This window comes from Bradyrhizobium jicamae (assembly GCF_018130215.1).
Lineage (GTDB): Bacteria > Pseudomonadota > Alphaproteobacteria > Rhizobiales > Xanthobacteraceae > Bradyrhizobium > Bradyrhizobium jicamae_A.
Genome location: NZ_JAFCKQ010000009.1, coordinates 35555 through 47862, shown reverse-complemented (window position 1 = coordinate 47862; position 12308 = coordinate 35555). Strand labels below are relative to the sequence as shown.

7 protein-coding genes are annotated in these 12308 nt (G+C 58.4%); 4 read left to right on the top strand and 3 right to left on the bottom strand.

Going from position 1 to position 12308, the window contains the following annotated elements; genetic code table 11:
* Positions 1-40 precede the first annotated feature (40 nt).
* On the bottom strand, positions 41-1603 hold the full coding sequence (locus JQ586_RS13335) for a class I adenylate-forming enzyme family protein (protein WP_212395029.1): 1563 nt from the start codon (positions 1601-1603) through the stop codon (positions 41-43).
* Between the two features lie 119 nt (positions 1604-1722).
* Here JQ586_RS13335 and JQ586_RS13330 point away from each other — a divergent pair, with 119 nt between their 5' ends.
* The 4 genes from JQ586_RS13330 to JQ586_RS13315 all read left to right on the top strand — a co-directional run bounded on the left by JQ586_RS13330 (position 1723) and on the right by JQ586_RS13315 (position 7005).
* Complete coding sequence (locus tag JQ586_RS13330; RefSeq protein ID WP_212395028.1) at positions 1723-2523, top strand: TetR/AcrR family transcriptional regulator; 801 nt, start codon at positions 1723-1725, stop codon at positions 2521-2523.
* A gap of 302 nt (positions 2524-2825) precedes the next feature.
* On the top strand, positions 2826-4211 hold the full coding sequence (locus JQ586_RS13325; RefSeq protein ID WP_212395027.1) for a 4-hydroxyphenylacetate 3-hydroxylase N-terminal domain-containing protein: 1386 nt from the start codon (positions 2826-2828) through the stop codon (positions 4209-4211).
* Positions 4212-4357: 146 nt separating this feature from the next.
* On the top strand, positions 4358-5956 hold the full coding sequence (locus JQ586_RS13320; protein WP_212395026.1) for a class I adenylate-forming enzyme family protein: 1599 nt from the start codon (positions 4358-4360) through the stop codon (positions 5954-5956).
* 572 nt (positions 5957-6528) lie between these two features.
* Positions 6529-7005, top strand: a complete 477-nt coding sequence (locus JQ586_RS13315; RefSeq protein WP_212395025.1) for a DUF6338 family protein — start codon at positions 6529-6531, stop codon at positions 7003-7005.
* Positions 7006-7382: 377 nt separating this feature from the next.
* On the opposite strand, the gene JQ586_RS13310 is transcribed toward JQ586_RS13315, so the two are convergent.
* Entirely contained in the window at positions 7383-8759 is a 1377-nt protein-coding gene (locus JQ586_RS13310) for a TrpB-like pyridoxal phosphate-dependent enzyme (RefSeq protein WP_212395024.1), read from the bottom strand.
* Positions 8760-8840: 81 nt separating this feature from the next.
* A complete protein-coding gene (locus JQ586_RS13305; RefSeq protein ID WP_212395023.1) occupies positions 8841-12221 on the bottom strand; it encodes an AAA family ATPase in 3381 nt (1126 codons plus the stop codon).
* Between the last annotated feature and the right edge of the window lie 87 nt (positions 12222-12308).

Genomic DNA, 12308 nt, shown 5'->3' with positions numbered 1-12308 from the left:
CCTGTCCGCCGATCTTCGCCGGCGTGTTCGCAAATAAAAGTCAGGTTCGCGCTGCCTGCAACGTGTCACGAGAAACGCGAGCGCGCAGTTCGCCCTTTACGAGCTTCCCCAAGGCATTGCGCGGCAATTCCGCTACGAATTCGATGCGATCGGGACACTTCATCCGCGCCAGCTTCTGTCGGCAGAAGTCGATCAGCGTAGCCTGGTCGGCGTTGTGGCCTTCACGCGGCACGATAAAGGCGTGAACACGCTCACCCCATTCGGGGTCCGGCCGCGCAACGACGGCCGCCTCGCGTACCGATTCGTGCCAGCACAGCACTTCCTCGACCTCCTTGGACGAGACGTTGTAGCCGCCAGAGATGATGATGTCGCTCTTGCGGTCCACGACATAGATGTATCCATCCTGATCGACGCGCGCGAGATCGCCGGAATGAAGCCAGCCGTCGCGTATTGCCTGCGCCGTTCGTTCCGGATCGTTCCAATAGCCGGGAGTAATGTACTGGCCGCGAAAGATGATCTCGCCGACCTCCTCGCCGCTGACCTCGTCACCGTTCTCGTTCACGACCCGCAGCTCCGTCCCGAACACGGGTCGCCCGCAGGCGGCGAGCTGCCGGCCGTCCCCGGCGAGCGCCTTGAGATGATCGGCTTTAGTCAGAACGGCTGCCAGCGAAGACGTTTCGGTCATGCCGTAGCCCTGGACGAGAATGTCTCCGAAAGTGGCGGCCAGTTGCTCGACGCGCTCACGGGGCATCGGCGCGGACCCGTATCCGATCGTCTCCAGAGACGACACGTCATAGGATGGGACAGCGCCGCTTTCGAGAACGCGAATGAGCATCGTCGGCACGAGATGGCAGTGCGTGATCCGCTCCGCCTGCACCTGCGAAAGCCAGCGCTCCGCGGAGAACCCGCGCGCATCGGCCAGAACGATGGTTCCACCGACCAGCCAGGCCGGTACGTAGTACATGTTGATCGAGGCGATCGAATTGTGCGGATAGACCATCAGCAGACGGCTATCCTCCTTGATGTCGTAGAGGATGACGGGCACGGGCGCATGGGCAACACTGTGCTTTTGCTGAAACAGCGCCCCCTTCGGCGATCCTGTCGTGCCGCTCGTGTAGACAATGAGAAAGTTGTCGTCGCCCGTCACGTCGACCGCGGGTTCGGCATCGTCCTGGGCCGCGAGCCAGGCCTCGTGCTCCGAGGTGGCCGCATCCGCAGGATTGTGTCTGACGATCCGAACAAGATCCGGGCATTGGCCGATCTTGTTCACAGTCTCCGCAAATTCCTGCTCCAGAAACAGAAATCGCGCGCCACTATGCCGCAGGATCTGCTCGACCTCGCGCGGCGACAGGCGAAAGCTGATTGGCACGTGGACAAACCCGCCCTTCGCTGCCGCCGCGACCGCCTCGACCGCTTCGGAGGTATTGTTGGCGAGCACGGCGACGCGGTCGCCCTTTTTCAATCCGGCAGCCAGAAGGCCATTGACCTGACGGTTCACGCGGCTGTTGAACTGCGAGTAAGTATATCTTCGATCACCGGAAACGAGCGCGAGCTTGTCTGGCCGCCATCCAGCATTGCGTGCAATCCACGATGCGACGGTCATCGGCGTCTCCGCACCCTTTTCCCCCGGCCCAACCCAAGGTATTGTCACGCTCTATGACTAAGCGCTTGCTTAGTTCAATTTGGCGCCATGTTTCCAAGGGTGTCAAGCGGGGGTGTAACGTGCAAAAGGCTAAGACCAAATCGAAAGCCAAGACCGGCGCCAAGGCGGGAGTTACGATCGCGCCACGCCGCCAACAGAGGCCGGATGCGGCGCATGCGCGCGTGTCGGCCAAATCGGCCGCAGCGCTCACTACTCCCGCGAGCAACCGTCGATTTTCGGGCGCCGAAATCATTGCCTTCGCCGAATCGATCAATCAGGGCATTTCCGCGGAATTCAGCAATGACCAAAAGCGCAACTCGGTGCGCAAACTGCTGATCGCAGCCGTCGAAAGCTTTGCATCCAGAGGTTTTCACGGCACCACCACCCGCGATATTGCGCGCGCTGCTGACATGTCGCCCGCAGCACTCTACGTACACTTTCGTAGTAAGCAGGAGCTCCTGTTCAAGCTCACGGTAGCATTGGCGACTGCGATGCTGGTGGATCTCAAGCGGGCCGCCGCCACTGAGATCGATCCGACCAAGAAACTGCGCGCCCTGGTCTCCAGCTACGCCCGGTGCAGCGCCCGCATGCATACAGCGGTGCACGCCGCGACTTTCGAGTTCGATGTGTTATCACCTGATCAGCAGCAGGTGATCGTCGCATTGCGCCACCAGGTCAACAAGATCTTCATTGAATGCCTGCTTGCCGGTCGCGCGCGCGGCCAGTTTGATTTCGAGGACGAAAGGGTCATCCGCATATCGATCATGTCATTGTGCGTTTCGGTCGCGACCTGGTTCTCGGCCGCTGGTCCGCTGCTGCCCGAGGAACTCGGGGACCAGTATGGTGACATGGTCGCACGCATGATCGCGCCAAAGGCCTGAGAACGACACCCCGCGTTCGTCGCGCCGGCAGACTTCGCAATTGAAACGGTTTTTCCCTTCCGATATAAGATAACACAAGTTATGGTTTCCTCTGGCGCGACCAAGGCCCCATGGCACACGAGAAACACATAGCGGCCTTTCCGGGTTTACCGGAACTTCCGCCATGTTGCCGGCGACTGTCGAGAGCGCAAGAGCTTCGCTCGCGACACCGATCTGAGCTCTGCAAGCGCCGCCGGCTTCTGCCTGGCCCCGCCAGGGCTGCCACTTATTGCTAGAACAATTTGAGATGGGAGATCAGCAGCATGATGATGACCGGCGAGCAATACAAGCAATCGCTGAACGACGGCAGACGAGTTTTTATCGAGGGGGCGCTCGTTACCGACATGGCGAACCATCCGGTCTTCAAGGTGCCGGTTGAGGTTTCTGCAAAACTGTATGACCGCGGTTACGATCCAAACCCGGACGCCGTTCGCGCAACCACGCGAATACTGAGGTCGACCGAAGATTTGCGTCATCACGCAACCAAGCTCGAGGAGGATGACATCCTGCTCGAGGTGACGAGTGCGTCGATGATGACCCTTCTCACCGCAGCGGGACGCATCGAATCGGCGCTACCGGAAAATGCCGCGCGCATCCGCGCATGGGTAAAGGATGCGCAAGCGCGCGACGTTCGCATCGCCCAGTGCATTACGGATGGCAAGGGCGATCGTTCACGAAAGCCAAGTCAACAGGACGACCCGGACGCTTACGTTCATGTTGTCGAGCGACGGCCGGATGGCGTCGTCATTCGGGGCGCCAAGTTGCACATCACGGCGGCTTCGATTGCCCACGAGTTGATGACAATCCCAACCAAGTCCATGAAAGCGGGTGAGGACGAGTATTCAATCGCCTGCATGGTACCCGTGAATGCGCCGGGAGTAAGAATCGTCGACGTCGACTACGCACCGAGGCACGTCGACCAGCGTCGCTTTCCCATTTCGAGCCGCAAACATACGCCGGACAGTTTCGTCATTTTCGACGACGTCTTCGTTCCCAACGAGCGTATTTTTCTGGATGGTCACCCCGAGCTGGCGGCTGTATTCGCGCACTCTCTCGGGTTGTGGGAGCGGATTGGCGGACTGGCCGCGATGGCGAACGGCTATGACAAAATGGTCGGCTTCGCTCAGCTGGTTGCGGAGGCAAACGGCCTGGACAAGATCGCCCATATCAAGGAAAAAATCTCGACGATGATCATCAACGCCACGATCGTGCGAGCATGCCTGGATGCGGCGATCGATAAGTGCGGGTATAGCTCGGATGGATCGGCATTCCCTGACGAGCTCTACACAAACGCCGGGAAGTATTTCGGAGCCTATAATTTCAATACGATGGTGCGAGATTTGCACGATATTGCAGGCGGTTCGATTCAAACCGCGCCCTCGGTTGCTGATCTGGAAAACGAGGAAGTCGGACATCTGATCCGCAAGTACATGGGAACCAAGCAGTCAGTCGACGGCAGCTACCGGACGAAGCTCTTTCACGCGATCTATGACTTTACGGCCGGCGCCAATGGGTCCTGGTGGTCAATCGCAATGCTGCAATCGGGAGGCGGCCTGTACGCGCAGCGAATTGTGACCAGAGGGCGCTACGATATCGAAGCTGCCAAGAACAGAGCGCTTGAGGCGGCTCACCTCTCGCCCGAGCTTTAGAGCTTTGCGATAAGCAATGCATAAGGTCATGCGGACCGCGGGGAGCAGCGCGCTGATCCGGGTGGCCGCAGCGTTTGCGCGGCGCGCCTGAAAGATAGCCGAGCGGTTCAGAAGAAAAAAGCGGCGGGGAACGCGAGAGGACCCACATGGAGCAAGAGCAGGACTCGACCTTCATCGACATTAGCACCCGGATTTCGCGGTTTGCACATGCTACCCCTGACGCCGAGGCGGTTGTTGCGGACAGCGGCCGGTTCACCTATCGCGATTTCGACTTATCGGTGACCCGCTGCGCAAATGCATTAAGGGCCTTGGGTGTTGAAGCCGGAGACCGCGTCGCGATTCTGGCCTCGCCATCGGCTGCCTACTTGCAAGCTTTTCTTGGAGCGTTGCGAGCAGGTGGCTGCGTGTGTCCCCTTTCGCCCATGGCATCTCCAGAGCAGCTCGAACTGATGGTCGCTGACTCTGGGGCCAGAGTGCTTTTCGTTTCGATGGACATGATCGAGACGGGGCGGCGGTTGGCGGCTGCTAGTTCTCTGTTGCCCGGCGCAGCAATCCTCTTCGATGCCACGGCGGACGGCTTTGTGAACTACGGCGATTTGGTTATCGGCGCCAGTAACGAGATGCCAGATGTACAGATCGATCCGGGGATGCTGTTCAACATCATCTATTCATCCGGAACGACAGGCGCGCCAAAGGGGATCATGCACAACCATGCGACCCGAACGACGACGCTCGATCGGTTCAAGGACATCGGATTCGGTCCCGGTTGTCGAAGTCTCGTCGCTACGCCGCTGTATTCCAATACAACCCTGGCCGCCTGGTTGCCGACACTCGGTCTCGGAGGCGCAGTTATCGTGATGCCCAAGTTCAATGCGCGAGACTATCTCGAACTCGCTGAACGCGAGCGCGCGACGCACACCATTCTCGTCCCGGTCCAGTACCAGCGGATACTTGCGGAGCCCACGTTCAACGAATTTGATCTGCGCTCCTTCTCGTTCAAGATGACCACATCGGCGCCGATGCAATCCCGTTTGAAAGAGGAGATTGTACGCCGGTGGCCCGGTCCGTTACTTGAGATGTACGGATTGACAGAGGGTGGCGGCATCTGCACCCTTGATGTGAAGGCCGATGCGGGAAAGTTGGACACGGTTGGAAAGCCGGCGTTCGGTTGCGTTATCAAGATCATTGATGACGCTGGGAACGAACTCCTCGATGGCCAGGTGGGAGAGATTGTCGGCCGTGGGCCGATCATGATGCGGGGGTACCACAACCGTCCTGTGGAATCCGCCGCCATAGTTTGGAATGACAGCGACGGACAACGTTATTTCCGCTCCGGTGATATCGGCTGGTTCGATAGTGAGGGCTACCTGCACCTTTCTGATCGCAAGAAGGACATGATCATCTCGGGTGGGTTCAATGTTTATGCGTCCGACCTCGAAGCCGTGCTTTGTCGGCACCCCGCTGTCAGCGATGCTGCGGTGATCGGCATACCCAGCATCAAATGGGGTGAAAGTCCTCTCGGATTGGTCGTGCTGCGAGAAGGCCATCAGGTCGATCCCGCAATCATCCTGGATTGGGCAAACGGCCAGCTAGGAAAGACCCAGAGATTGAGCAGCATCGAAGTTCGGGGCTTGCTCCCGCGCAATACTCTGGGCAAGGTTTTAAAGCGAGATTTGCGAGCCCCCTACTGGAAGGCAGACGTGCGAAGCGATGACGGGCAAACATCCTCCATTCTTCGTCAGTGAGGACAAGCTTGATCCGAGATCAAGGGACCGCTTGGTAGGCGCACCAGGGCTCGAACCTGAACCCGGCTGATCAAGCGTCCTCCCAGTCACTCACTCCATCAATGGCTTTAAGACTAATCTAACGGATAAAACCCCATTGAGAACGTTGTGGTGTTTCCCGTAGCGCAAACAGGGCGATCGCGGCGCTCCTATGGGAGTTCAGACCACGGCGCACGCGCGGCCATGACTTTGAATCATGCGGTCGAGAGTTCGAGTCCCTCCGCGCTCAAAAGAAATTCAAGTACTTACGGCCAAGAACCTTCTCCCGACAAACCTTCAATTCTCCGTGTGCACGCATTTTGCACACACGGAGAAGTGCCATGCGCGCTTTAGCGATTTGCGTTTTGGCTAGCTTGTTCGTGCTGCTCACCGCTGTCTCGATCAATGCTCCCCATCCGCGATGCACTGTGGGCTCGATCGAGCGGCCATTTACGGGTTGTTAGGTGACGCGCGTTGCCGCACGACTGGCCGGCGTTGATTGGTGCGGTCGACTCTCGCATGCTATCCCGTGAGAAAAGACGAATCAGCGGGGCATGAGGTTAGTTCGTGGAAGGCTTGGTAAAGATCTACGTAGCGCTGGTCTTTATCGTGCCGGGCTTCGTTTTCCCGACGATTCGAAATCAGTTCGTCGGCTCGGCAAAGACCAACTTCTCACCTACGTCACGCTAAGCGGAGTAACTTTTGCGCTCTGGGGTTGGATCATCTACGTGGTCTACAAATACAGCGAAAACATACCTTTCAAAGCGGGCGCCTGGATCTTGGTGATCATAGCAATCCCAGGAGTCTCAGGTGCCGCAATGGGCATTTGTAACCAGCGCGACTATTTTCGAAAGGCGCTCCACCACGCCGGCCTGACCCCTGCTCACTCCATCCCAAGCGCGTGGGACTACAAGTTTTCGCGGGCGCGAGGTGAATGGCTGTTGGTCACGCTGAAAAACGGAACGCAATTTGCGGGCTGGTGGGCAGGTCAATCGTTTGCGTCGGACGAGCGCAGCGAGCGTGATCGTTAATCGAACAGGTCTTTGACATTGCAGACAGCGGACCTTGGACGCCCACTCCCAGGAGCGTCTCAAGGCTCAGGCCCGGCATGGCGCGACTACACCCGCGTCCTGGTAGCCGACATGCAGGCGGGTGTTGGGGTCGGTCGGAAAGGGCCAATTCCGGGTTCATGCAGCGCAGCACAATATAGCGTTTTTCGATGACTGACAGAGCAAAAAGTGTGGGAAGAATATCGATGCCGTGGCGGCCATTGACGACCACTCAAAAGGTGGTCGGCTGCCCGACTTCCACGTATCACCCTCCCGATTCTCCCAAGGTCGGATCCCTTGCAGCTTGTGGTCGGTAGCAAACAGTTCGTCTGCTACGATGCTTGCGGTGGCACCCTCCCTTATTTCACATTGTGCGGCCGCACGCTCGGCAAGTTTGCAAACGCGGCGTCGAGGGTCTTTTGGTCGAGTTCGCGATCATCAACCTTGCCGGCGAGATAATCGGCGTAGGCCTGCATGTCGAAATTACCATGCCCAGAGAGGTTGAACAGGATCGTTCGCGCCGTCCCCTCTTGCTTGCACCTGAGCGCTTCGTCGATGGCCGCTCGTATCGCGTGGTTCGATTCAGGCCCTGGTAAAATGCCTTCGCAACGGGCGAACATGATCCCGGCCTCGAAACATCCCGTCTGTGGAAAGGCGACTGCTTCGATAATTCCAATCTCTTTCAAATGACTGACCAATGGCGCCATTCCGTGAAATCGGAGGCCACCCGCGTGGATTCCAGACGGCATGAAACTCGACCCCAAGGTATGCATCTTCGCCATTGGGCCCATGTGAGCGGCGTCAAGGAAATCGTATGCGTACCGGCCACGAGTGAGCGATGGACAAGCCGCAGGCTCGGCCGCTATAGCCCGCACCTTTTGCCCCTCTCGAAGCATCTTGCCAAGAAACGGCGCCGCCAGTCCCGTGAAATTAGATCCCCCGCCGACACAGCCGATTATGACGTCCGGCCAGTAACCCGCCATTTCCATCTGCTCCAGCGCCTCGAGCCCGATGACCGTATTATGCAAGAGCGGATAATTGAGTAAGCTTCCCATCCCAAGTTGCGCATCTGGATCTGTTGCGGCAAGTTCGATGGCTTCTGACGCCGCGATGGCAAGGCTGCCGGAGGAAGTTGGATCAGCTGCAAGCGTGCGCCGGCCAGCCTCAGTTTCTTTGCTGGGACTGGGGATGCACGTTGCGCCATAAGTTTCCATCAACACGCGCCGATAGGGCTTCTGCTCATAACTAACCCTGACCATAAAAACCTTGACTTGAAGACCGAAAAGCGCTCCGGCAAACGCGATCGCCGATCCCCATTGCCCTGCACCAGTGACCGTTACTAGCTTTTTGGCGCCTGCCTCGCGGATATAAAAAGCCTCGGCAACTGCCTCGTTGGGCTTGAAGCTGCCGGTCGGTGCCGCACTTTCGTCCTTGTAGAAGATGCGTGCCGGGGTACCTAGGAGCCGCTCGAGTGATCGCGCGCGTCGCAGCGGCGTCGGACGCCACAATCTATACACCTCAAGAATCGGCCTGGGGATTTCGATATGGCGCTCGGTTGAGACTTCTTGCTGGATGAGTTCCAGCGGAAACAAAGGCGCGAGTTCTTCCACGCCGACCGGCTTACCAGTTGCCGCATTGAGAACTGGAGGCAGTGGTTGCGGCAGATCGGCGAGAATATTATACCAATGCTTTGGAAGTTTATCGTCGGGGAGAATGAATTTGATGGCTTCGCTCATGACGTCGCTCCTTGAATTTCGCCAGATCGGCCGTGAATGTCTCCCTAGACCCTCGTCGCATTGCGCGAGGACCGCTCAAGGTCACCGCAACTCGTTGAGTAGCGCTTTGGCCTCCATGAGGTCGGGCAACTCAAAACCTTCAGTGAACCAGCCGTAAACCGGAGCTAGCAATTCGAGAGCCCGTTGTGGCTTCGCCTGGTCCCGCCATAGCCGCGCCATACTCATCGCGGCACGCAGTTCCCATGACCTTGCCTGCTGCTGACAAGCTACCGCCAGTGCACGATTGAAATACGCCTCGGCTTTAACTGCATCTGGTAGCGGCCCCATTCTAGCGATCTCTCCGGCAGTTCGAAGGATCTCGGCTTCATCCAATCTCTCATTGGTCTCCTCTATGGAACTGACGGCTCGAGAGATGGTGTCTTCTGCGTCGGCAAATCGGCCGCACGATGCGTGCGCACGAGCTAGCCAGATGAGGCTGGATTGCGAAAATAGCGTGGTCCGCGCGCTGGCGAACCCCGATAAACTGGAGGAAATCAGTTCGACGGCCTCGTCGCCCCTGCCGGTTACAGCAAACACCCAGCCGAGAAATAACCGACCCCACGTCCCCCAATAAGACAACCGATGTTTTTGCGATAAGTCAGATAGCTCCTGCGCTCGTGCTTCAGCAACCACAAACCTGCCGCACAAGAAATTCACCCAGCTCTCCTCCAATAGCGCATACGCCAGGGTACCGGTTTGGCCGAGGTCTTGGGCAGAGTGGAAAGCGTGTTCGGTATCCGCGAGCGCGCGTTCGGGATAGCCTAAGCGGCAAAGAGCGTATGCGCGATAGGCCAGAGCAGCAACCCCGATATCTTGACCAAATCTGGTTGCTAGCGCCCTGTGTTCCGTAGGCCTGTAAAGAGCAATGGCCTGATCGAGATGCGATTTGGCGGTCTGCAACTCTCCAAAAAAAAGGTAGCTACCCCCCATCACGCGGTGGGCCATTACTAATGCTGCAGAAAGTTGTTGTCTTTCCGCCACCGCAAGGAAATGCTTTGCTATTGCGGCTGCGCGCTCCAGGTTTCCTGAAGTAAAGTTGCCCGTCCATTGCCCATACAGAACGGAGAAACGAAGCAGCACGTCCTCCGAGCGCTCACCTAACGCTTCGGCTTCTTCGATCATGGCATCGGCGCGCTCAAAGGCCGCAATTGTTTCGGGGGCTGTATAGCCCCTGACGTGAAACAGAACGGTCGCAAATGCCACTTGTAGCTTAATTGCTTCGCGTCGCAGCGCCGGCGTGGCGGGCAGGGTTTTGATTTGTGCGATAGCGCGTGTGAGCTGCTCTGCGGCCTCAAGAAGTGCCGAGCGTTCGACCGACCGCCGTCCGGCCGTCCCCCACAGCCCGGCAGCCTTTTCGATCAGCCCAGCTTCGGTGCAGTGCCGGGCCACAAGTTCAGGCTGCGTTTCGGCGATATCTGCAAATTGGTTTTCGAAGGTTTCGGCGATACGCGCGTGCAGCGTGCGCCTCGGCCCGCGCAGCAAGGTCCCGTATGCAGCATCCTGTATCAGTGCATGCTTGAACAGATATGTTGCACCCGGGGGCTCACCTTGCTGCAGCAGCAGGCCAGCAGCAGTGAGTCGCTCCAACGTCGACAAGAGCTCGGCCTCGGGTTCACTTACCACCGCAGCCAGCAGCGCGTAGGAGAACTCCCGCCCAATCACTGCTCCGATCTGCGCTATCTCTTTGGCCGGACCGAGCCGATCAAGTCGCGCCATCAATGAGGCATGCAAGCTGGCGGGAACAGCCGCGGTCGATGGAACGGCAGCCGCAGTTTTGCGTGCGTCGCCTTCGCTTTGAGCTTCCAGCACCGCCTTCGTCATTTCCTCCACAAACAGAGGAACACCGTCGGTACGGTCCACGATCTCCGCCAACACATCGGCCGGCAGTTCTTTCTCACCGGCGAGGCTTGCGACGATAGTGGCCGCATCGCGCTCTCCAAGACGATTGAGTACTATGCTGGTCACTTGAGATTGCCTCACCCAGGGAGCGACGAACTCGGGGCGGGAAGTTACAATCAGCAAAGCTGGAACAGCTTTGATTTCACGTATCTGTCGCGTCAGTGTTTCTAGGCTCGTTGGGTCGATCCAATGCGCGTCCTCGAAGATCATTAACACCGGACGCTGGCTTGCCAATCGCGTCAGTTGGCTGGTCAGAGCCTCAAGCGTTCGTTCGCGGCGTTGCTCTGGCGTCAGATCGAGCGTTGGATAGCGCCCGTCATTCGGCAGTGACAGCATCTCGGCAAGGAGGGGCACGTCTTCTCGAGAGGTCGAGGTCAGCGCAAGAAGAGCGTCAAGTTTATCAAGCTTCGCCGGTAAGGTGTCCTCACGTTGCAATCCGGCAGCCCGTTCCATCTGACCGATGATTGGATACAAAGCGCTGTCGGTGCGCTGGGGGGAACAAAAATACCGCAATCGCGTGTGCGGCTCGCTGGTGAGACGGTCTAGGAGCGCCGCTGTTAGTCGAGATTTGCCGATGCCTGCCTCGCCGGACAGCAAAACCAGTTGGCCTTTACCCGCCTTTGCGTTGGACCAACACCGCAGTAGTAGGTCGGTTTCTTGTTTCCGTCCGACAAGTGCCGTCATGCCGCTCGCGTGCAGCGCCTCGAATCGGCTTTCGACTGAACTCGGTCGAACAGCTGCCCAAGCCCGGACCGGCTCCACGATACCCTTGAGATCCTGTGTCCCAAGGTCAGCAAGCTCAAAAAGATTGCCGATGAGTCTTCGAGTGCTGTCCGCAATTACGACACTGTCAGGCTCCGCAACGCCCTGCAATCGCGCAGCAAGGTTTGGCGTCTCGCCTACAATTGCCTGTTCCTGAGAAGCACCCGACCCAATCAGGTCTCCGACAACTACAAGACCCGTTGCGGCTCCGACACGGGTTTGTAATGGTGCATGACTGTTTAGGCGACTTACCGCCGCAACCAATTCGAGCCCAGCGCGCACCGCGCGCTCTGCGTCGTCTTCGTGAGCTTGGGGGTAACCGAAGTAGATTAAAACGCCGTCGCCCATATATTTTGCGACGAAGCCTCCGAACCGACGCACCGTCTCAGCGACGCAGCTCTGATAGGCCGAAATGACCTCGCGCAAATCCTCCGGGTCCATGCGCCCGGACAATGCCGTGGAGCCGACTAGGTCCGAAAACATCACGGTGACCTGACGGCGCTCGGCTCGGTCCTCGGTGCCCAGACGTGACCGGGAAGATGTACTTGCTTCATCAACGGAGGAAGGTTTACGGGCCCCATCGGCGCCCAGAGCAGCGATTGCTTCGAGGAGTTTGCGGCGGTGCCCGACAATGGAGACGCCGAGATCCTTAAGGTCCTCTGCCGTCAGTTTTGAGAGGACCGTCTCGTCAATCTCGTTCTCGCGGAATGCCGCCTCATATTGGTCGAGGCCCAGCCTCCGTAGCCAACTTTCGACGTCCATGACGGCGCCCCAGTTCGCCTGCTGCAGAGCATAATCCCCCTGGCGAGACTGCCTGTCCAGAGGCCCCGGAATTACCGGTTTGGGTCA